General features: G+C 44.8%; 34 protein-coding genes. All 34 read right to left on the minus strand.

Going from position 1 to position 17,845, the window contains the following annotated elements; translation table 11 throughout:
- Window positions 1–577 (minus strand): tRNA pseudouridine(38-40) synthase TruA (truA, locus tag V7126_RS15815; RefSeq protein WP_335497709.1); only part of this gene is annotated, 577 nt, incomplete at its 3' end.
- A gap of 10 nt (window positions 578–587) precedes the next feature.
- Window positions 588–1,385, minus strand: a complete 798-nt coding sequence (locus V7126_RS15820) for an energy-coupling factor transporter transmembrane component T family protein (protein WP_046128869.1) — start codon at window positions 1,383–1,385, stop codon at window positions 588–590.
- On the minus strand, window positions 1,382–2,251 hold the full coding sequence (locus V7126_RS15825) for an energy-coupling factor ABC transporter ATP-binding protein (protein ID WP_046128868.1): 870 nt from the start codon (window positions 2,249–2,251) through the stop codon (window positions 1,382–1,384). The genes V7126_RS15820 and V7126_RS15825 overlap by 4 nt, the downstream gene beginning before the upstream one ends.
- The gene (locus V7126_RS15830) at window positions 2,227–3,072 is read right to left on the minus strand and encodes an energy-coupling factor ABC transporter ATP-binding protein (RefSeq protein WP_046128881.1); all 846 of its coding nucleotides are present in this window, start codon (window positions 3,070–3,072) and stop codon (window positions 2,227–2,229) included. Before V7126_RS15830 ends, V7126_RS15825 begins: the two co-directional genes overlap by 25 nt.
- A 141-nt stretch (window positions 3,073–3,213) precedes the next feature.
- Window positions 3,214–3,576 carry a 50S ribosomal protein L17 gene (gene rplQ / locus V7126_RS15835; RefSeq protein WP_046128867.1) on the minus strand — a complete coding sequence of 121 codons (363 nt, stop codon included), beginning with the start codon at window positions 3,574–3,576 and terminating at the stop codon, window positions 3,214–3,216.
- Window positions 3,577–3,653: 77 nt separating this feature from the next.
- On the minus strand, window positions 3,654–4,598 hold the full coding sequence (locus tag V7126_RS15840) for a DNA-directed RNA polymerase subunit alpha (protein ID WP_046128866.1): 945 nt from the start codon (window positions 4,596–4,598) through the stop codon (window positions 3,654–3,656).
- Between the two features lie 174 nt (window positions 4,599–4,772).
- Window positions 4,773–5,168, minus strand: coding sequence for a 30S ribosomal protein S11 (gene rpsK / locus V7126_RS15845; protein ID WP_046128865.1), 396 nt, complete (start codon window positions 5,166–5,168; stop codon window positions 4,773–4,775).
- 20 nt (window positions 5,169–5,188) lie between these two features.
- Window positions 5,189–5,554 (minus strand): 30S ribosomal protein S13, encoded by a 366-nt coding sequence (gene rpsM / locus V7126_RS15850; protein WP_046128864.1) that lies wholly within the window; start codon window positions 5,552–5,554, stop codon window positions 5,189–5,191.
- A 23-nt stretch (window positions 5,555–5,577) separates the two neighbouring features.
- Window positions 5,578–5,691: a 50S ribosomal protein L36 gene (gene rpmJ / locus V7126_RS15855; protein ID WP_003156543.1), complete on the minus strand. Its 114-nt coding sequence runs from the start codon at window positions 5,689–5,691 to the stop codon at window positions 5,578–5,580.
- A 33-nt stretch (window positions 5,692–5,724) separates the two neighbouring features.
- A complete protein-coding gene (gene infA / locus V7126_RS15860) occupies window positions 5,725–5,943 on the minus strand; it encodes a translation initiation factor IF-1 (protein WP_003178377.1) in 219 nt (72 codons plus the stop codon).
- A complete protein-coding gene (locus tag V7126_RS15865) occupies window positions 5,921–6,250 on the minus strand; it encodes a KOW domain-containing RNA-binding protein (RefSeq protein ID WP_046128863.1) in 330 nt (109 codons plus the stop codon). The genes infA and V7126_RS15865 overlap by 23 nt, the downstream gene beginning before the upstream one ends.
- 9 nt (window positions 6,251–6,259) lie before the next feature.
- Window positions 6,260–7,006 carry a type I methionyl aminopeptidase gene (map, locus tag V7126_RS15870; protein ID WP_046128862.1) on the minus strand — a complete coding sequence of 249 codons (747 nt, stop codon included), beginning with the start codon at window positions 7,004–7,006 and terminating at the stop codon, window positions 6,260–6,262.
- On the minus strand, window positions 7,003–7,656 hold the full coding sequence (locus tag V7126_RS15875) for an adenylate kinase (protein WP_046128880.1): 654 nt from the start codon (window positions 7,654–7,656) through the stop codon (window positions 7,003–7,005). Before V7126_RS15875 ends, map begins: the two co-directional genes overlap by 4 nt.
- 54 nt (window positions 7,657–7,710) lie before the next feature.
- Complete coding sequence (gene secY / locus V7126_RS15880) at window positions 7,711–9,006, minus strand: preprotein translocase subunit SecY (RefSeq protein ID WP_046128861.1); 1,296 nt, start codon at window positions 9,004–9,006, stop codon at window positions 7,711–7,713.
- A gap of 1 nt (window position 9,007) precedes the next feature.
- Complete coding sequence (gene rplO / locus V7126_RS15885; protein ID WP_029418438.1) at window positions 9,008–9,448, minus strand: 50S ribosomal protein L15; 441 nt, start codon at window positions 9,446–9,448, stop codon at window positions 9,008–9,010.
- Window positions 9,449–9,478: 30 nt separating this feature from the next.
- Window positions 9,479–9,661 (minus strand): 50S ribosomal protein L30, encoded by a 183-nt coding sequence (gene rpmD, locus V7126_RS15890; protein ID WP_046128860.1) that lies wholly within the window; start codon window positions 9,659–9,661, stop codon window positions 9,479–9,481.
- Window positions 9,662–9,674: 13 nt separating this feature from the next.
- Window positions 9,675–10,175 (minus strand): 30S ribosomal protein S5, encoded by a 501-nt coding sequence (gene rpsE, locus V7126_RS15895; protein ID WP_046128859.1) that lies wholly within the window; start codon window positions 10,173–10,175, stop codon window positions 9,675–9,677.
- Between the two features lie 24 nt (window positions 10,176–10,199).
- A complete protein-coding gene (gene rplR / locus V7126_RS15900; protein WP_046128858.1) occupies window positions 10,200–10,562 on the minus strand; it encodes a 50S ribosomal protein L18 in 363 nt (120 codons plus the stop codon).
- A gap of 32 nt (window positions 10,563–10,594) precedes the next feature.
- Window positions 10,595–11,131, minus strand: coding sequence for a 50S ribosomal protein L6 (rplF, locus tag V7126_RS15905; RefSeq protein ID WP_046128857.1), 537 nt, complete (start codon window positions 11,129–11,131; stop codon window positions 10,595–10,597).
- A 29-nt stretch (window positions 11,132–11,160) separates the two neighbouring features.
- A complete protein-coding gene (gene rpsH, locus V7126_RS15910; RefSeq protein WP_006640329.1) occupies window positions 11,161–11,559 on the minus strand; it encodes a 30S ribosomal protein S8 in 399 nt (132 codons plus the stop codon).
- Between the two features lie 31 nt (window positions 11,560–11,590).
- The gene (rpsN, locus tag V7126_RS15915) at window positions 11,591–11,776 is read right to left on the minus strand and encodes a 30S ribosomal protein S14 (protein ID WP_003178353.1); all 186 of its coding nucleotides are present in this window, start codon (window positions 11,774–11,776) and stop codon (window positions 11,591–11,593) included.
- A 22-nt stretch (window positions 11,777–11,798) separates the two neighbouring features.
- Window positions 11,799–12,338: a 50S ribosomal protein L5 gene (gene rplE, locus V7126_RS15920; protein WP_046128856.1), complete on the minus strand. Its 540-nt coding sequence runs from the start codon at window positions 12,336–12,338 to the stop codon at window positions 11,799–11,801.
- A gap of 25 nt (window positions 12,339–12,363) precedes the next feature.
- Complete coding sequence (rplX, locus tag V7126_RS15925) at window positions 12,364–12,675, minus strand: 50S ribosomal protein L24 (RefSeq protein ID WP_003178350.1); 312 nt, start codon at window positions 12,673–12,675, stop codon at window positions 12,364–12,366.
- Window positions 12,676–12,711: 36 nt separating this feature from the next.
- Window positions 12,712–13,080 carry a 50S ribosomal protein L14 gene (gene rplN, locus V7126_RS15930; RefSeq protein ID WP_026586062.1) on the minus strand — a complete coding sequence of 123 codons (369 nt, stop codon included), beginning with the start codon at window positions 13,078–13,080 and terminating at the stop codon, window positions 12,712–12,714.
- Between the two features lie 40 nt (window positions 13,081–13,120).
- Window positions 13,121–13,384, minus strand: coding sequence for a 30S ribosomal protein S17 (gene rpsQ / locus V7126_RS15935; protein WP_006640325.1), 264 nt, complete (start codon window positions 13,382–13,384; stop codon window positions 13,121–13,123).
- 24 nt (window positions 13,385–13,408) lie between these two features.
- Complete coding sequence (gene rpmC / locus V7126_RS15940) at window positions 13,409–13,609, minus strand: 50S ribosomal protein L29 (protein WP_003178343.1); 201 nt, start codon at window positions 13,607–13,609, stop codon at window positions 13,409–13,411.
- Window positions 13,599–14,033: a 50S ribosomal protein L16 gene (gene rplP, locus V7126_RS15945; protein WP_006640324.1), complete on the minus strand. Its 435-nt coding sequence runs from the start codon at window positions 14,031–14,033 to the stop codon at window positions 13,599–13,601. The genes rpmC and rplP overlap by 11 nt, the downstream gene beginning before the upstream one ends.
- Before the next feature lies 1 nt (window position 14,034).
- On the minus strand, window positions 14,035–14,691 hold the full coding sequence (gene rpsC / locus V7126_RS15950) for a 30S ribosomal protein S3 (protein ID WP_046128855.1): 657 nt from the start codon (window positions 14,689–14,691) through the stop codon (window positions 14,035–14,037).
- Between the two features lie 3 nt (window positions 14,692–14,694).
- Window positions 14,695–15,039, minus strand: a complete 345-nt coding sequence (gene rplV, locus V7126_RS15955; RefSeq protein WP_046128854.1) for a 50S ribosomal protein L22 — start codon at window positions 15,037–15,039, stop codon at window positions 14,695–14,697.
- Between the two features lie 17 nt (window positions 15,040–15,056).
- Window positions 15,057–15,335: a 30S ribosomal protein S19 gene (rpsS, locus tag V7126_RS15960; RefSeq protein WP_006640321.1), complete on the minus strand. Its 279-nt coding sequence runs from the start codon at window positions 15,333–15,335 to the stop codon at window positions 15,057–15,059.
- Between the two features lie 57 nt (window positions 15,336–15,392).
- Window positions 15,393–16,226 carry a 50S ribosomal protein L2 gene (rplB, locus tag V7126_RS15965; protein WP_046128853.1) on the minus strand — a complete coding sequence of 278 codons (834 nt, stop codon included), beginning with the start codon at window positions 16,224–16,226 and terminating at the stop codon, window positions 15,393–15,395.
- A 31-nt stretch (window positions 16,227–16,257) separates the two neighbouring features.
- Window positions 16,258–16,545 (minus strand): 50S ribosomal protein L23, encoded by a 288-nt coding sequence (gene rplW / locus V7126_RS15970; protein ID WP_006640319.1) that lies wholly within the window; start codon window positions 16,543–16,545, stop codon window positions 16,258–16,260.
- On the minus strand, window positions 16,545–17,168 hold the full coding sequence (gene rplD / locus V7126_RS15975; protein ID WP_046128852.1) for a 50S ribosomal protein L4: 624 nt from the start codon (window positions 17,166–17,168) through the stop codon (window positions 16,545–16,547). Before rplD ends, rplW begins: the two co-directional genes overlap by 1 nt.
- 27 nt (window positions 17,169–17,195) lie before the next feature.
- Entirely contained in the window at window positions 17,196–17,825 is a 630-nt protein-coding gene (gene rplC, locus V7126_RS15980) for a 50S ribosomal protein L3 (protein ID WP_046128851.1), read from the minus strand.
- Between the last annotated feature and the right edge of the window lie 20 nt (window positions 17,826–17,845).

A 17,845-nucleotide genomic window follows, 5' to 3' on the forward strand; every position in this document is an offset into this window, starting at 1 on the left:
AGAATCCGCTGCCGACGACCCTCATTTGCAGGCCGTCTTCGGTTTCAGACCATTCAAGCTCATAAATCGTCCTGACTTTATCTTTCACCTCGGTTTTGGCCGTGCAAAAACTTGTGAAATCGTGGGTGCCGACCAAAAACCGCGATGCTTTCTCCACCTTCTGCATATCGAGTTCGTACGGGATGTGATATGCGTAATGGCGTTTGAACACATTCGGGTATCTTCCCCTGTAAATCATGTACCTGTATTCTTTTTTCTTTGCAGAAAACCGCGCATGAAACTGGTCATCGACAACCTCCGCTTTCGTGACCGCTACATCGTCAGGAAGCAGAGCATTTAAAGCATACGGCCATTTTGCCACAGGGATGGAAAGCGGACTGTCAAAATGAATCGTCTGTCCGACCGCATGAACGCCGCTGTCGGTTCTTCCGGATGAAACGACGGGAATGCGCTCCTTCGTTTTATGAAGGGTTTTCAGCGCCTTTTCCAGCTCATCCTGCACGGTTCTCTGCCCAGGCTGGACCTGATAACCGTAAAAAAGATGTCCGTCGTATGAAATGGTGCACTTTACTCTCATCATGTATCACCTAAGTCCGCAATAGGATTAATAAGGCTGCAAGAATGACTAAAATGAGGAGAACGGCAGTGTCCTTCCCTTTCCATGTCAGCTGCCTGTACTTCGTACGGCCTTCCCCTCCCCGGTAGCCGCGCGCCTCCATCGCCGTCGCCAGTTCTTCAGCTCTTTTAAAGGCGCTGACAAACAGCGGGACAAGAAGGGGAACGACCGCTTTGACGCGGTCTTTCAGCGGACCGCTTGTAAAATCTGCGCCTCTCGCCATTTGCGCCTTCATGATCTTATCCGTCTCTTCGATAAGAGTCGGTATAAATCGAAGCGAAATGGACATCATTAAAGCGAGTTCGTGAACGGGCAGCTTCAGTTTTTTAAACGGGCCGAGCAAACGCTCAAGCCCATCCGTTACTTCGATCGGAGTGGTTGTCAGCGTTAAAAGCGTCGTGATGACGATCAAATAAATAAACCGAAGCGAAATAAAAATGCCCTGAACAAGACCCTGCTCATAAATTTTAAATAAGCGGAGATCGGCGAGGACGGGTCCTTCACGCGTCATTAGGATATGGAGCAGAAACGTAAACAGCACGATCCATACCACCGGTTTCATCCCTTTTAAAAGAAAGCGGACGGGGACTTTCGACAAGGCGGCCGCAAGAACGGTAAACACGCCGAGCAAAGCGTATGTTACGGTGTTATTGGCAAAAAAAACGATAAAGACGAAAAGAAATATGGATAACAGCTTCGTACGCGGATCAAGACGATGGATAACCGAAGAACCAGGAACATACTTGCCGATAATGATACTATCCATCATAGGGCATTTTCCTCCTGAAAGAGCGCTTTAATTTCGGAAGCCGCTTCTTCGATCGTCAGGATCGGCGATTTAAACCTGATGCCGAATGCCTCTTCAAGCCGTTTTTGAAATTTAATCGTTTCCGGCATATCAAGGCCGAAAGCCGAAATTTCATCGCTTTTTGAAAAGATCTCGCGAGGGGTTCCTTTTGCTTTTACAGTCCCCTTGTGCATGACGATCAGCTCGTCGGCATATGCTGCTGCGTCTTCCATACTGTGGGTGACGAGAATTGTCGTCAGCTTTCTCTTTTTGTGCAAATCGTAAAACATGTCCATGATTTCTTTGCGGCCTCTTGGATCAAGCCCTGCAGTCGGTTCATCGAGAACGAGAACCTCGGGCTCCATCGCCAGCACTCCCGCAATTGCCACGCGTCTCATTTGTCCGCCGCTCAGCTCGAACGGAGACCGGTCGCTCAGCTCCTCAGGCAGTCCAACAAGCTTCAGCATTTCCCTTGCCTTTTCTTCAGCCTGCTTTTGGCTTACCCCAAAATTGACGGGTCCAAAAGCAATGTCCTTTAAAATCGTTTCTTCGAACAGCTGGTGTTCCGGAAACTGAAACACGATGCCGACTTTTTTTCGGAGCGCTTTTAAGTGCTTATTCTTTTTTCCTGCTTCAATCACTTCTTTACCGAGGCGGATCTGTCCTTTCGTCGGCTTTAACAGCCCGTTCAGGTGCTGAAGCAAGGTCGATTTCCCTGACCCTGTATGCCCGATAACGGCGACATAGCTTCCCTCGTTGATCACGGCATTGACATCGTAAAGCGCCAGGCGTTCAAAAGGCGTTTTCATCTGGTATCGGTGCTCTACATCTTTGATCGCAATGTCCATAGCTCATTCACCAATCCTTCTTGTGTCAGATGATCGCCGTTTACAGCCAGTCCTCTTTCTTTTAAGAGCCGGCCAAGCTGAACGGAAAAAGGCAGGTCAAGTCCGATTTCAATGAGTTCTTTATCGCGGCGGAAGACTTCTTCCGGCGATCCTTCGGCATATTTTTTTCCGCCGTTCATGACGATGATCCGGTCCGCCTTTGCCGCCTCGTTTAAATCATGGGTAATCGAAATGACCGTCACCATTCCTTCGTCTTTTAACCGTCTGACCGTCTCAAGCACTTCCTCTCTTCCCATCGGGTCGAGCATTGAAGTGGCTTCATCAAGGATCATGATGTCAGGCCGGGCGGCAAGCACTCCCGCAATCGCCACACGCTGCTTTTGCCCTCCTGAGAGATGGTGCGGCTCTTGATCGAGAAAGTCCTGCATATTCACCTGTTGAACAGCCCAATCTACCCTTTCCACCATGTCTTCTCTTGGAACGCCGTTGTTTTCTAAACCAAAAGCCACATCATCGCGAACGGTGGTCCCGACAAATTGGTTATCGGGATTTTGAAAAACCATGCCGACTTTTTTCCTGACATCCCAGACCGTTTCTTCTGTCAGCTTGATGCCGCCGACTTCGATCGATCCTTCATCAGGCAGAATCAGGCCGTTTAAAGCCCGGGCAAGCGTCGATTTCCCTGAACCATTGTGGCCGACGATCGCGAGCCATTCTCCTTTCGAAACATGAAACGATACATGATCAAGCGCAGCACTGTCCGCGTCTTTCTGGTAACGGAATGTGATATCCTCTACAGCTATCAATCGCTCTTGATTCATTTTGCCCATCCGGCCTCCTCTCATCTAAAAACTCTGCTTATCTGACTATTCGTTAACGACAAAAAAACCCGATATCTAAAAAAAGGGCATAGATCCAGTTAAAAACTGTCCCGCCCTTCTTTAGACACACAATATATGTGATTAAACCAATTCGATGATAGCCATTGGTGCTCCGTCACCACGGCGAGGACCAAGCTTCATAATGCGTGTGTATCCGCCTTGGCGCTCTTCATAACGAGGTGCTACTTCAGAGAAAAGTTTTTGAAGTGCATCTTGGTCTTTCTCTGCGTCTGCTACCTCGTTGCGGATGTATGCAGCTGCTTGGCGGCGTGCGTGTAAATCTCCACGCTTGCCAAGTGTAATCATTTTTTCTACAACAGAGCGAAGTTCTTTCGCGCGAGCTTCTGTTGTTTCGATTCTTTCGTTGATGATCAAGTCTGTTGTAAGATCACGCAGCATTGCTTTACGCTGTGCACTAGTGCGTCCCAGTTTTCTGTATGACATGTGGTGTCCCCTCCTTTATTGAAATACTCTATCTGAAATAAAAAACACACGAAAATCCTAGTTCACATGGAAACTAGTCAATCGTCTTTGCGAAGGCCGAGTCCAAGCTCTTCAAGTTTCGCTTTCACTTCTTCAAGTGATTTGCGACCCAGGTTGCGAACTTTCATCATATCTTCTTCAGTCTTGTTCGCAAGCTCTTGAACCGTATTGATGCCCGCACGTTTCAAGCAGTTGTAAGAACGGACGGAAAGGTCAAGTTCTTCAATTGTCATCTCCAGAACTTTTTCTTTCTGATCCTCTTCTTTTTCAACCATGATTTCAGCATGCTGGGCTTCGTCGGTCAAGCCGACAAAAATATTAAGGTGTTCAGTTAAAATCTTTGAACCAAGCGCAATCGCTTCTTTTGGTCCAGTGCTTCCATCTGTCCATACGTCAAGCGTAAGTTTGTCATAGTTTGTAATCTGACCCACACGAGTATTCTCTACTTGATATGAAACGCGAGAAACAGGTGTATAGATGGAATCAATCGGGATGACGCCAATCGGCTGATCGTCTCTTTTATTCGCATCAGCTGGTGTGTACCCGCGACCTCTTTGAGCTGTTAAGCGAACTCGGAAACTCGCGTTTTGGCCAAGAGTCGCAATGTGAAGATCAGGATTCAAAATCTCAACATCACTGTCGTGGGTAATATCAGCAGCCGTTACAACTCCTTCACCCTGAACATCAATCTCAAGCGTCTTCTCTTCTTCAGAGTAGATTTTCAATGCAAGTTTTTTAATGTTTAAGATAATCGTTGTAACATCTTCAACAACGCCTTCAATCGTCGAGAATTCATGCAGTACACCATCTATCTGGATCGATGTTACAGCGGCACCAGGGAGTGAGGATAAAAGGATACGACGTAAGGAGTTACCCAAAGTTGTACCATATCCACGCTCAAGTGGCTCTACGACAAATTTACCATACTTGGCATCGTCGCTGATTTCAACCGTTTCGATTTTTGGTTTTTCAATCTCGATCATTTCATAAAACCCTCCTTCAAAACGTCGAAACCCCGGACAGAATTCCTCTCATTCTATCCGAAATTCCCCATTGTTTAGTCCCGTATGTGCTCAGGCAACGAGTGTGCATTCGTTTTATAAATTAACTGTATCATAACCCATTATTGACAGGGACACAAAATCTATACAAACAAATTACACGCGGCGACGTTTTGGCGGACGGCAACCGTTATGAGGAACAGGCGTTACGTCTCTGATCGCAGTAACTTCAAGTCCGGCAGCTTGCAGTGCACGGATTGCAGCTTCACGGCCAGAACCCGGTCCTTTAACAGTAACTTCAAGAGTTTTCAGTCCATGTTCCATTGAAGCTTTTGCAGCTGTTTCAGCGGCCATTTGTGCAGCGAATGGAGTGGATTTACGAGATCCTTTAAATCCTAGAGCTCCGGCACTTGACCAAGAAAGAGCATTGCCATGAACATCAGTAATTGTAACGATCGTGTTGTTGAAAGTTGAACGAATATGAGCGATTCCAGATTCAATATTCTTTTTCACGCGGCGTTTACGCGTGTTTGATTTACGAGCAGCAGCCATTGTTCAAATACCTCCCTTGCTTATTTTTTCTTGTTAGCTACAGTACGACGCGGACCTTTACGAGTACGCGCATTGTTTTTCGTATTTTGACCGCGAACAGGCAATCCGCGACGATGGCGAATTCCGCGGTAGCTTCCGATTTCGATCAGACGTTTGATGTTAAGAGACACTTCACGGCGAAGGTCACCTTCAACTTTCAATTTGTCGATCGCGTCACGGATTTTACCAAGTTCCTCTTCAGTCAAATCACGAACGCGAGTATCTTCAGAAACACCAGCTTCTTTTAATACTTGCTGAGCCGTTGTACGGCCGATTCCATAGATGTATGTCAATGAAATAACAACACGTTTGTCACGTGGGATATCTACACCAGCAATACGAGCCATTCTCTCTCGCACCTCCTTAAAAATTAGCCTTGTTTTTGTTTATGCTTTGGATTTTCACAGATCACCATTACTTTTCCTTTTCTGCGAATGACCTTGCATTTTTCACAGATCGGTTTAACTGATGGTCTCACTTTCATGTGTTTCCAACCTCCTTCAATTTCCGGAGTGCCTTATTTGTAACGGTACGTAATTCTACCACGAGTTAAGTCATATGGAGATAATTCTACCGTAACTTTGTCTCCAGGTAAAATGCGAATGAAGTGCATACGGATCTTACCGGATACATGAGCCAAAACCGTGTGGCCATTTTCAAGTTCAACTTTGAACATTGCGTTTGGCAGCGTTTCGACTACTGTACCTTCCACTTCAATTACATCGTCTTTCGCCATTCAAGTGTTCTCCCTTCTTCAAATCAGTAACTTGCTCTCTGACAAATTTCAAAAGAGAATATCTCAATTTTCCATTTGTCACACGCCCAGTTTCGTTTATACTGTTCTGAACTTCCGGAGATACGCAATCATAAAAGGTTAAATGATTGATATTCTTTTTCTTAGGAGAATGAAATTTACGTTTTTCTCCGTCTGCTACCAGCACATGATGATGATCGAAGATATCGATAACAACTGCGTATTGGTTCGTTTCGCGTCCTCGTGTAATACGTACGAACTGTCCAATTTCAGGCGTTTTCCGAATCATCTCATTCACCTAGGCTTTTGTCAGTATATCAAAACCTGTCTCCGTAATCGCAATCGTGTGTTCAAAATGAGCACACTTTTTCCCGTCCACAGTAACAACCGTCCAATTATCAGCCAGCGTTTTGACATACCGGCTGCCTGCGTTGACCATCGGTTCAATGGCCAAGACCATGCCGGGCTTTAACCGCGGACCTTTATTCGGCGGACCGTAGTGAGGAATTTGCGGGTCCTCATGCAGATCCTGCCCGACCCCATGTCCGACATATTCCCTGACAACAGAAAAATGTTCGCTTTCGACATACGTTTGTATTGCGTGGGAAATATTCGACAAACGTTCTCCCGGTTTTGCTTCCTGCAAGCCTCTATATAAAGATTCCTCTGTCACGTCCAGCAGCTTTTGATCCTCATCGCTGATCGTTCCCACTGGATACGTCCATGCAGAGTCACCATGATAACCGTTTAGCTTCGCACCGATATCGATGCTGATGATGTCTCCGTCACGAAGCACCCGGCTTCCAGGTATACCGTGAACCAGCTCTTCGTTGACTGAAACGCAAATGCTCCCGCGAAAACCATTATACCCTTTAAAAGATGGGATTGCACCCTGCTTCGTAATAAAACGTTCGGCAATTTGATCCAATTCTTTTGTCGAGATTCCGGGTGTAATGTGCTTTTTAAGCTCCTCGTGAGTTAAAGCAACAATCCGGCCTGCTTCACGCATGATTTCGATTTCTCGGGGAGTTTTACAAATAATCATTTGTCCCGGCCTCCGAGAAGCTCTTTTATATCTGCGTAAACTTCATTGATGTGCTGTTGCCCTTCAATGTTTACAAGATATCCTTTATCCGCATAAAAATCGAGTAAAGGCTGAGTCTGCTTCAAGTTGACCTCAAGACGCGTGGATACCGTAGCCTCATTATCATCTTCGCGCTGATAGAGTTCTCCTCCACACTTGTCGCATACATTTTCCTTTGCAGGCGGATTAAAGACTAAATGATAAGTTGCACCGCAATTTTTGCAGATTCTGCGCCCAGTAAGACGTTCCATCAAGGCATCTTTATCGACTTGAATATTGATGACATAATCAATCGACTTGCCCAGTTCTTTAAGAATTTCCTCTAGTGCCTCAGCTTGAGCGACTGTTCTCGGAAATCCGTCCAGAAGAAAACCCCGGTCACAATCATTCTTGCCAAGTCTCTCCCTGACAATACCAATCGTCACTTCATCCGGAACAAGTTCACCTTTATCAATGTATGATTTGGCTTCAAGTCCAAGATCCGTTTCTTCTTTCATGGCAGCGCGGAACATGTCTCCTGTTGAGATATGAGGTATCCCAAAATCGTCAACAATCCGTTCAGCCTGTGTTCCTTTACCGGCTCCAGGCAGTCCCATTAAGACTAAGTTCATTTCGGATTCCCCGTCCTCTCTATTTTTAGAGGGAATGGGCACATCCCATTTCCTCTAGTGCTTCATAAATCCACGATAGTTTCGCTTCACCAGCTGGCTTTCAAGCTGCTTCATAGTTTCAAGTGCTACACCGATCACAATCAGCAAGCTCGTGCCGCCGATTTGTGCAGAAGAAGGCAGCCCAGCAAAATTAACGAACAAGACAGGAAGAATGGCGATCACAGCCAAGAATATGGAGCCGACAAATGTAAGTCGATACAAAATGCTCGTAATTCTTTCCTGAGTCATTTTTCCTGGACGAACTCCCGGAATATAGCCACCTTGTTTTTTAAGATTATCGGCCATTTGCTCAGGGTTTACCTGGACAAATGCATAGAAGTAGGTAAAGGCAATAATCAATGCTGCATAGACGCACATTCCGACCGGATGCGTGTAATCAAACGTTTTTTGGATCCAGTTCGTTACATCGTTGGAGCCAAAGAATGATGCCACGGTCCGCGGCGTAATGATAAACGAAACAGCAAAGATGACCGGAATGACACCCGCCGGGTTAACTTTCAGCGGCAGATGCGTTGACTGACCGCCAGGAGCAGGTGAACGGCCTGAACCTTTTGCATATTGAATTGAGATTTTTCTTACCGCCTGTTGAATAAAAATAACTCCAACGACGATCGCCAAAATCGCAACCAATATAATGACAACCTTTAAGATTTGCATGAATAACTGATCTCCAGCATCTACAAACTGCTGAGCATAGATCTGATTGATCGTCTGCGGAATACCGGCAACGATACCAGCAAAGATGATGATGGAAATTCCGTTGCCAACTCCATGAGCCGTGATTTGTTCACCGAGCCACATTAAAAAAGCAGTTCCGGCAGTGAGTACAATCGCAATGGTCAAATAAGTGCCGACTCCCGGGTCATTGATTAACGCGCCGCCGGCCATGTTATTAAACCCGTAGGACATACCTAAAGCTTGGATGAAACCAAGAACGATTGTGAAGTACCTTGTGAACTGAGCTAATTTACGGCGGCCAACTTCACCCTGCTTCGACCATTCCGTGAACTTCGGAACAACATCCATCTGCAAAAGCTGAATGATAATTGAAGCGGTGATGTATGGCATAATCCCCATCGCGAGAATGGAAAAGTTGTATAATGCACCGCCGCCAAATGTGTTTAGGACCCCAAATACGCTCATTTGATCCTGTGCCTTCAGAACCTCTGTATTTACATTCGGCACAGGAATGAATGAACCGATACGAAAGACGATAAGCATTAAAAGAGTGAAGATAATCTTATTCCGAATATCCTTCACACGCATAAAATTGGAGATTGTCTTAAACAAGTTAGATCACCTCAGCTGTACCGCCAGCAGCCTCAATTGCTTGTTTAGCAGAAGCGGAGAATTTATTGGCTTTAACAGTTAATTTCTTTTCTAATTTACCGTCGCCAAGAATTTTCACTCCAGATTTCAACTTGCTGATTACACCTGTTTCTAAAAGAAGTTCAGGAGTAACTTCCGTCCCTTCTGCAAAGCTGTTGAGTTTGTCTAGGTTGATCACAGCGAATTCCTTGCGGTTGATGTTTGTAAAACCGCGTTTAGGAAGACGTTGGAATAAAGGCATTTGTCCACCCTCGAATCCAGGACGTACACCGCCGCCAGAACGAGCGTTTTGACCTTTATGACCTTTACCAGCTGTTTTACCGTTACCTGAACCAATACCACGACCTACGCGGTTGCGCGTTTTGCGTGAACCTTCTGCGGGCTTTAATTCATGAAGTTTCATTAGGACACCTCCTTAGCCTATCATTTATTTTTATTGTTGTTCTTTAACAGAAACTAAATGAGATACTTTGTTGATCATGCCGCGGATCGCAGCGTTATCTTCGTGAACAACGGTTTGGTTTGTTTTCTTTAAACCAAGCGTTCTCACAGTGATGCGCTGATCTTCCGGACGGCCGATTACACTGCGTTTGAGGGTAATTTCTAATTTAGCCATTAATGTTCCCTCCTTATCCTAACAGTTCTTCTACAGATTTTCCACGAAGCTTCGCAACATCCTCAGCGCGCTTCAGTTCGCTCAATCCTTGGATTGTTGCACGGATCATGTTGATCGGTGTGTTAGAACCTAAAGATTTAGAAAGGATATCAGATACACCGGCAAGCTCAAGCACCGCACGTACTGGGCCTCCAGCGATAACTCCCGTACCTTCAGAAGCAGGTTTTAACAAGATGTTTCCTGCACCGAAATGTCCGATGATTTCGTGTGGAATTGTAGTTCCAACCATTGGTACTTCGATCAAATTCTTTTTCGCATCTTCAACAGCTTTGCGGATCGCTTCCGGCACTTCTTGTGCTTTACCAGTTCCGAATCCGACGTGACCGTTCTTGTCACCGACAACGACTAGAGCTGCGAAACGGAAACGACGACCACCTTTAACAACTTTCGCTACGCGGTTAACCGTAACTAAGCGTTCTTCTAACTCTAATTTGCTTGGGTCAATACGACGCATATTCACATGTCCCTCCTTCTTTTATTAAAATTCCAGACCAGCTTCGCGTGCAGCGTCAGCCAATGCTTTTACACGTCCATGATACAGGTATCCGCCACGGTCGAACACGACGTTTTTAATACCTTTCTCAGAAGCGCGTTTTGCAACAAGCTCTCCAACTTTTGCAGCCGCAGACGTATCGCTGCTTTTTTCAGCGTCAAAGTCTTTATCAAGAGTAGATGCACTCACAAGTGTAACACCGTTCACGTCATCGATCACTTGTGCGTAGATATGTTTGTTTGAACGGAAAACATTTAGGCGAGGTCTCTCAGGCGTTCCTGAAAGCTTCGCGCGAACACGGGCGTGTCTTTTAAGACGTGCAGCATTCTTGCTTGTTTTCGTAATCATCCAGAGTCACTCCTTTCTCACTTTAAGCGGTTTTACTTAGCAGATTTACCTTCTTTACGACGAACCATTTCTCCTTCATAGCGGATCCCTTTGCCTTTGTAAGGCTCTGGAGAACGTACAGCGCGGATGTTTGCAGCAGTTGCTCCAACACGCTCTTTATCTGTACCTTTTACGACTATTTTCGTTTGAGACGGAACTTCGATTTCAATTCCGTTTTCAGGAACGATTTCTACCGGATGAGAGTATCCAACGTTCAAAACAAGTTTGTTTCCGGACTTAGAAGCACGGTAACCGACACCGACTAATTCCAAACCTCTTTCAAAACCTTTAGATACACCTTCAACCATGTTTCCGATGATGCTGCGTGTCGTACCATGCAGCGCGCGATGTTCTTTGTTATCAGAAGGACGTTCTACAGTAAGTACATTGTCCTCAATTTTAATGTTCATATCAGGATGAAACGTACGAGTTAATTCTCCTTTTGGTCCTTTCACGGTTACAGTGTTGTCGTTAAGAGTAACTGTAACGCCAGAAGGAATCTCAAGTAGCTTCTTACCTACACGAGACATACCAAGCACCTCCATTCATGTTAAACTTCTTACCAAACGTATGCTAAAACTTCTCCGCCAGCTTGTTTAGCGCGGGCTTCTTTATCTGTTAACACACCATGTGATGTAGAAAGAATCGCGATTCCAAGTCCGTTCAGTACGCGAGGCACTTCGTTTGACTTAGCGTATACGCGCAGACCAGGTTTGCTGATTCTTTTAAGACCAGTGATGACACGTTCGTTGTTTTGTCCGTATTTCAAGAATACACGGATGATGCCTTGTTTGTTGTCTTCAATGTATTCTACGTCACGGATGAAACCTTCTCTTTTCAAGATTTCAGCGATTTCTCTTTTCAATTTAGAAGCGGGGATTTCAAGCTTCTCATGACGTACCATGTTTGCATTACGAATACGAGTCAGCATATCTGCAATCGGATCTGTCATAACCATTATTTAATAACCTCCTTCCCATTAACGGGGATTACCAGCTGGCTTTTTTAACGCCAGGAATTTGTCCTTTATATGCAAGTTCACGGAAACAAATACGGCAAAGTTTAAATTTACGAATTACAGAGTGCGGACGGCCGCAGCGTTCGCAGCGAGTGTACTCTTGCACTTTAAACTTCGGTGTGCGTTTTTGTTTCGCAATCATTGACTTTTTAGCCACGATTTCGCCTCCCTTTCATTGATTATTTCTGGAATGGCATACCTAATTGAGTTAATAGTTCACGAGCTTCTTCATCCGTATTGGCAGTCGTTACGATAACGATGTCCATACCGCGAACTTTAGTTACCTTATCATAGTCAATTTCAGGGAAGATCAGCTGTTCTTTAATTCCCAGCGTGTAGTTTCCACGTCCGTCGAAAGACTTTTTAGAGATACCGCGGAAGTCGCGTACACGTGGTAAAGAAACAGAAATCAGTTTATCAAGGAAATCATACATGCGCTCTCCGCGAAGAGTTACTTTCGCACCGATCGGCATTCCTTCACGAAGACGGAATCCAGCAATAGATTTCTTCGCACGAGTAACGACAGGTTTCTGACCTGCGATAAACGTTAATTCTTCAACAGCGCTATCGATCGCTTTAGCGTTTTGAACAGCGTCACCAACACCCATGTTGATTACGATTTTTTCGATTTTTGGCACTTGCATCACAGATTTGTAATTAAACTTGTTCATTAATGCAGGTGTAATTTCTTTAGTGTATTTTTCTTTAAGGCGGTTCATGAGATAGACCTCCCTTCCTTTATTACTAGTTATCTAGAACTTGCCCAGATTTTTTTGCAATACGAACTTTTTTGCCATTTTCAACTTTGTATCCTACGCGAGTCACTTCACCTGTTTTAGGATCGAGCGGCATTACGTTTGACACATGAATTGGCGCCTCTTGGTTTAAAATTCCGCCTTGAGGATTTGCTTGCGTCGGTTTAGAGTGCTTCTTCACCATGTTGACACCCTCAACGATTACGCGGTCTTTTTTAGGGAACGCTGCAAGGATCACTCCTTGTTTCCCTTTATCTTTACCAGAGATAACCATTACTTTATCGCCTTTTTTAACATGCATCCTGATCGCACCTCCTTAAGTCCGGCATTGATATCATTAAAGTACTTCTGGAGCTAGAGAAACAATTTTCATAAAGTTGTTGTCACGAAGTTCACGTGCTACAGGTCCGAAGATACGAGTTCCGCGCGGGCTTTTGTCGTCACGGATGATAACACATGCATTCTCATCGAATTTGATGTAAGATCCGTCGTTTCTGCGCGCACCGCTTTTTGAACGAACGATAACAGCTTTTACGACATCACCTTTTTTGACAACGCCTCCTGGTGTTGCTTGTTTAACCGTGCAAACAATGACATCACCGATGTTAGCCGTTTTACGTCCGGAACCGCCAAGAACTTTGATCGTCAGAACTTCACGAGCACCAGAGTTGTCAGCTACTTTTAAACGAGTCTCTTGTTGAATCATTATTTGTTACCTCCCTTCGGAAAAAGGTTTCCGAACTTTATTAGATAATAACAGCTTCTTCGACAACTTCAACTAGACGAAAACGTTTAGTCGCAGATAATGGACGAGTTTCCATGATCTTTACGATGTCTCCGATTTTAGCCTGATTATTTTCATCATGTGCTTTGAATTTTTTAGAGTACTTTACGCGTTTACCGTAAAGAGGGTGTTTTTTGTAAGTTTCTACAACAACAGTGATGGTTTTATCCATTTTGTCAGAAACGACACGTCCTTGGTAAACTTTGCGCTGATTGCGTTCGCTCATGTTTTAGAGAACCTCCCTCCGGAATTATTTGTTGGCAGCAATTTCTCTTTCCCGAATCACAGTTTTCATGCGCGCGATTGACTTGCGCACTTCACGGATGCGAGCAGTGTTTTCAAGTTGTCCTGTCGCTAATTGAAAGCGAAGATTGAAAAGTTCTTCTTTAAGAGACTTTACTTTTTGTTCAATTTCAGCAGTGGTAAGGTCACGAATTTCATTAGCTTTCATTTGATTCACCACCAATTTCTTCACGTTTTACGAACTTCGTTTTAATTGGCAATTTGTGAGATGCAAGACGAAGAGCTTCACGAGCGACTTCCTCAGACACACCAGAAATTTCAAATAAAACTTTGCCCGGTTTTACAACAGCTACCCATCCTTCAGGAGCACCTTTACCGGAACCCATCCGAACCTCTAGAGGCTTAGCTGTGTATGGTTTAGAAGGGAAAATTTTGATCCAAACTTTACCGCCACGTTTCATGTAACGAGTCATCGCGATACGGGCAGCTTCGATTTGGCGGTTTGTGATCCAAGAAGCTTCTTGAGCTTGGATACCGTATTCACCGAAATGCACTTCAGTGCCGCCTTTGGCACGGCCGCGCATTTTTCCGCGATGCTCTCTGCGATATTTAACGCGTTTTGGCATTAACATATTATTTTCCTCCTTCCTCAGTTTTCTTCTTAGTAGGAAGAACCTCTCCACGATAGATCCAGACTTTTACACCAAGCTTGCCGTAAGTTGTGTCAGCTTCTGATGTAGCATAGTCGATGTCAGCACGCAATGTGTGCAATGGAACAGTTCCTTCACTGTAGTATTCAGAACGGGCGATATCTGCGCCGCCAAGACGACCGGATACCATCGTTTTCACACCTTGTGCACCAGCGCGCATTGTGCGTTGGATTTGTTGCTTTTGCGCACGACGGAATGAAATACGGTTTTCCAATTGACGAGCGATATTGTCTGCAACCAGCTGAGCGTCAAGATCAGCTTTTTTGATTTCAAGAATGTTGATGTGTACACGCTTGCCAGTAAGGTTGTTAAGGGCTTTGCGAAGCGCTTCGACTTCAGAACCGCCTTTACCGATAACCATACCAGGCTTAGCTGTGTGGATCGTAATGTTTACACGGTTTGCCGCACGCTCGATTTCCACTTTAGAAACAGAAGCGTCAGACAGGCGTTGATTAATAAATTCACGGATTTTAAGATCCTCATGAAGGAAGTCAGCGTAATCTTTGCCAGCGAACCACTTAGATTCCCAATCACGAATGACTCCGATACGAAGACCGACTGGATTTACCTTTTGACCCACGAGTTATCCCTCCTTCTTTTCTGATACAACGATAGTAATGTGGCTCGTACGTTTGTTGATTTGGCTTGCACGTCCCATAGCGCGAGGACGGAATCTTTTCAACGTAGGGCCTTCGTTCACGTAAGCTTGAGTAACAACCAGGTTGTTAACATCCATCTCATAGTTGTGCTCAGCGTTAGCGACAGCAGATTTTAAAACTTTTTCAATAATCGGGGAAGCAGCTTTTGGCGTGTGGTTCAAAATCGATACTGCTTCACCTACTTGCTTGCCTCGAATCAGGTCCATTACTAGACGTGCCTTACGAGGAGCAATACGGACTGTTCTTGCGACAGCTTTAGCTTGTTGCATTTAAAAGCCTCCTCTCATTAGCGTCTTGTTTTTTTGTCATCACTAGCATGACCTTTGTAAGTACGAGTCGGTGCGAATTCACCCAACTTGTGACCTACCATATCTTCAGAGATGTAAACAGGCACATGTTTGCGTCCGTCATAGACTGCGATTGTGTGACCGATAAATTGCGGGAAAATTGTAGAACGGCGAGACCAAGTTTTTACAACTTGCTTCTTATCCGTTTCATTTAATTTCTCGATTTTTGTCATTAGATGATCATCGACAAATGGTCCTTTTTTCAAGCTGCGAGCCATTTTGGAACCTCCCTTCGTGATTGCACTACGGTCCGATAAGAACCGTAGACAACCCCGTTATTTATTTTTACGACGACGTACGATGAATTTATCTGATTTGTTCTTTTTCTTACGGGTTTTGAATCCAAGAGTTGGTTTACCCCATGGAGACATAGGTGATTTACGTCCGATTGGAGCGCGTCCTTCACCACCGCCGTGCGGGTGATCGTTAGGGTTCATTACAGAACCGCGAACTGTAGGGCGAACGCCTTTCCAGCGTGAACGTCCCGCTTTACCGATGTTGATCAGTTCGTGCTGTTCGTTACCCACTTGACCGATCGAAGCGCGGCAAGCAGAAAGAATCATGCGGACCTCACCGGAGTTAAGACGTACAAGAACGTATTTACCTTCTTTACCAAGAACTTGGGCAGATGTACCAGCAGAGCGTACAAGCTGTCCGCCTTTTCCAGGTTTTAATTCGATGTTGTGCACAACTGTACCAACAGGGATGTTGATAAGTGGAAGTGCATTACCTACTTTAATGTCAGCTTCTGGTCCTGACATAATTTCAGTTCCTACTTGCAGGCCCTTAGGAGCCAGAATGTAGCGTTTTTCTCCGTCTACATAGTTAATTAGAGCAATGTTCGCTGAACGGTTTGGATCGTATTCAACTGTAGCAACGCGTCCAGGTATACCATCTTTATCGCGTTTGAAGTCGATAATACGGTATTGGCGTTTATGTCCGCCGCCTTGATGACGTACAGTCAATTTACCTTGGTTGTTGCGTCCGCCTTTTTTGTGAAGCGGGGCAAGCAAGGATTTTTCCGGCTGATCTGTCGTGATTTCAGCGAAATCAGAAGATGTCATGCCGCGACGTCCGTTTGAGGTCGGTTTGTACTTTTTAATCGCCATTTTGAATTTCCCTCCTTCTTTTTACAAGTGATTAAGCTTCAAAAATTTCGATTTCTTTGCTGTCTGCAGTAAGCTTCACAATTGCTTTTCTGCGACGGTTTGTCATACCAGAGTAGCGGCCGACACGTTTGAATTTCCCTTTGTAGTTCATAATGTTGACTTTTTCAACCTTCACTCCAAAGATTTCTTCAACTGCGTCTTTCACTTCTGTTTTATTAGCTTTAACGTCTACTTCAAACGTATATTTCTTTTCAGCCATTAAATCAGCAGAACGTTCAGTAATGACGGGGCGCTTAAGAACATCACGAGGATCTTTCATTATGCAAGCACCTCCTCTACTTTTTCAACCGCTGCTTTTGTCATCACAAGCTTCTCGTGACCGACAACATCGAGAACGTTGATTCCGTTAGCTTCAACGACCGTAACTCCCGGAAGGTTGCGAGCAGATAGCGCAACTGTTTCGTTAGCATCTGCAGTTACGATTAAAGCTTTTTTCTCGATAGACAGACCTTTAAGGATGGCTGCCATTTCTTTTGTTTTAACCGCATCAAGAGTAAGATCTTCAAGAACGATCAAGTTGTTGTCCTGCACTTTAGAAGACAATGCTGATTTGATTGCCAAGCGGCGAACTTTTTTCGGTAATTTATAAGAATAGCTGCGTGGTGTCGGACCGAATACGATACCACCTCCGCGCCATTGCGGTGAACGGATAGATCCCTGACGGGCACGCCCAGTACCTTTTTGACGCCAAGGTTTGCGACCTCCGCCACTAACTTCAGAACGATTTTTGACTTTGTGAGTTCCTTGTCGCAAGGAAGCTCTTTGCATAATAATAGCGTCGAATACCACGCTCTCATTCGGCTCGATTCCAAATACAGAGTCGTTTAATTCGATATCACCAGCAGTAGAACCGTTTTGGTTGTATAATGCTACTTTTGGCATGATCAATTTCCTCCTTTCCTAAGAGAATTATTTAGATTTAACAGCACTTTTTACAGTGACTAGTGATTTTTTTGCACCAGGAACGTTACCTTTAACTAAAAGAAGATTGCGCTCAGCATCAACTTTTACGATTTCAAGGTTTTGAACAGTGATTTGATCTCCGCCCATACGTCCAGGCAACAGCTTTCCTTTGAATACACGGTTAGGGTCTACCGGTCCCATTGAACCAGGACGACGATGGTAGCGGGAACCGTGAGACATAGGTCCGCGAGATTGTCCGTGGCGTTTGATTGCACCTTGGAAACCTTTACCTTTTGAAATTCCTGTTACATCTACGATATCTCCGTTAGAGAAAATATCAACTTTGACTTCCTGACCAACTTCATACGCATCCATATCCACTCCGCGTAATTCTTTAACGAAGCGCTTAGGTGCAGTTTCCGCTTTTGCGACGTGTCCTTTTTCCGGCTTGTTGGCAAGCTTTTCACGCTTGTCTTCAAAACCGATTTGGATCGCTTCATAACCGTCGTTTTCAACTGTTTTCTTTTGAAGTACAACGTTAGCTGCAGCTTCGATAACAGTTACCGGAATAAGATCACCGTTTTCTGCGAAAACTTGCGTCATACCAATTTTTCTTCCTAAGATTCCTTTGGTCATTCGTCACACCTCCTGTTAAG

It is taken from the genome of Bacillus sp. JJ675, assembly GCF_036963165.1.
Classification (GTDB): domain Bacteria; phylum Bacillota; class Bacilli; order Bacillales; family Bacillaceae; genus Bacillus; species Bacillus glycinifermentans.

Bases quoted from the DNA above. Each gene is read 5' to 3' on its own strand.
- V7126_RS15820 (WP_046128869.1), bottom strand. From the start codon at position 1,385: ATGATGGATAGTATCATTATCGGCAAGTATGTTCCTGGTTCTTCGGTT.
- V7126_RS15825 (WP_046128868.1), bottom strand. From the start codon at position 2,251: ATGGACATTGCGATCAAAGATGTAGAGCACCGATACCAGATGAAAACG.
- V7126_RS15830 (WP_046128881.1), bottom strand. From the start codon at position 3,072: ATGAATCAAGAGCGATTGATAGCTGTAGAGGATATCACATTCCGTTAC.
- rplQ (WP_046128867.1), bottom strand. From the start codon at position 3,576: ATGTCATACAGAAAACTGGGACGCACTAGTGCACAGCGTAAAGCAATG.
- V7126_RS15840 (WP_046128866.1), bottom strand. From the start codon at position 4,598: ATGATCGAGATTGAAAAACCAAAAATCGAAACGGTTGAAATCAGCGAC.
- rpsK (WP_046128865.1), bottom strand. From the start codon at position 5,168: ATGGCTGCTGCTCGTAAATCAAACACGCGTAAACGCCGCGTGAAAAAG.
- rpsM (WP_046128864.1), bottom strand. From the start codon at position 5,554: ATGGCTCGTATTGCTGGTGTAGATATCCCACGTGACAAACGTGTTGTT.
- rpmJ (WP_003156543.1), bottom strand. From the start codon at position 5,691: ATGAAAGTGAGACCATCAGTTAAACCGATCTGTGAAAAATGCAAGGTC.
- infA (WP_003178377.1), bottom strand. From the start codon at position 5,943: ATGGCGAAAGACGATGTAATTGAAGTGGAAGGTACAGTAGTCGAAACG.
- V7126_RS15865 (WP_046128863.1), bottom strand. From the start codon at position 6,250: ATGATTCGGAAAACGCCTGAAATTGGACAGTTCGTACGTATTACACGA.
- map (WP_046128862.1), bottom strand. From the start codon at position 7,006: ATGATTATTTGTAAAACTCCCCGAGAAATCGAAATCATGCGTGAAGCA.
- V7126_RS15875 (WP_046128880.1), bottom strand. From the start codon at position 7,656: ATGAACTTAGTCTTAATGGGACTGCCTGGAGCCGGTAAAGGAACACAG.
- rplO (WP_029418438.1), bottom strand. From the start codon at position 9,448: ATGAAACTTCATGAATTAAAGCCCGCAGAAGGTTCACGCAAAACGCGC.
- rpmD (WP_046128860.1), bottom strand. From the start codon at position 9,661: ATGGCTAAATTAGAAATTACCCTCAAACGCAGTGTAATCGGCCGTCCG.
- rpsE (WP_046128859.1), bottom strand. From the start codon at position 10,175: ATGCGTCGTATTGACCCAAGCAAATTAGAGTTAGAAGAACGCTTAGTT.
- rplR (WP_046128858.1), bottom strand. From the start codon at position 10,562: ATGATTACGAAAACAAGCAAGAATGCTGCACGTCTTAAAAGACACGCC.
- rplF (WP_046128857.1), bottom strand. From the start codon at position 11,131: ATGTCTCGTGTAGGTAAGAAGCTACTTGAGATTCCTTCTGGCGTTACA.
- rpsH (WP_006640329.1), bottom strand. From the start codon at position 11,559: ATGGTTATGACAGATCCGATTGCAGATATGCTGACTCGTATTCGTAAT.
- rplE (WP_046128856.1), bottom strand. From the start codon at position 12,338: ATGAACCGCCTTAAAGAAAAATACACTAAAGAAATTACACCTGCATTA.
- rplX (WP_003178350.1), bottom strand. From the start codon at position 12,675: ATGCATGTTAAAAAAGGCGATAAAGTAATGGTTATCTCTGGTAAAGAT.
- rplN (WP_026586062.1), bottom strand. From the start codon at position 13,080: ATGATTCAACAAGAGACTCGTTTAAAAGTAGCTGACAACTCTGGTGCT.
- rpsQ (WP_006640325.1), bottom strand. From the start codon at position 13,384: ATGAGCGAACGCAATCAGCGCAAAGTTTACCAAGGACGTGTCGTTTCT.
- rpmC (WP_003178343.1), bottom strand. From the start codon at position 13,609: ATGAAAGCTAATGAAATTCGTGACCTTACCACTGCTGAAATTGAACAA.
- rplP (WP_006640324.1), bottom strand. From the start codon at position 14,033: ATGTTAATGCCAAAACGCGTTAAATATCGCAGAGAGCATCGCGGAAAA.
- rplV (WP_046128854.1), bottom strand. From the start codon at position 15,039: ATGCAACAAGCTAAAGCTGTCGCAAGAACAGTCCGTATTGCTCCTCGT.
- rpsS (WP_006640321.1), bottom strand. From the start codon at position 15,335: ATGGCTCGCAGCTTGAAAAAAGGACCATTTGTCGATGATCATCTAATG.
- rplB (WP_046128853.1), bottom strand. From the start codon at position 16,226: ATGGCGATTAAAAAGTACAAACCGACCTCAAACGGACGTCGCGGCATG.
- rplW (WP_006640319.1), bottom strand. From the start codon at position 16,545: ATGAAAGATCCTCGTGATGTTCTTAAGCGCCCCGTCATTACTGAACGT.
- rplD (WP_046128852.1), bottom strand. From the start codon at position 17,168: ATGCCAAAAGTAGCATTATACAACCAAAACGGTTCTACTGCTGGTGAT.
- rplC (WP_046128851.1), bottom strand. From the start codon at position 17,825: ATGACCAAAGGAATCTTAGGAAGAAAAATTGGTATGACGCAAGTTTTC.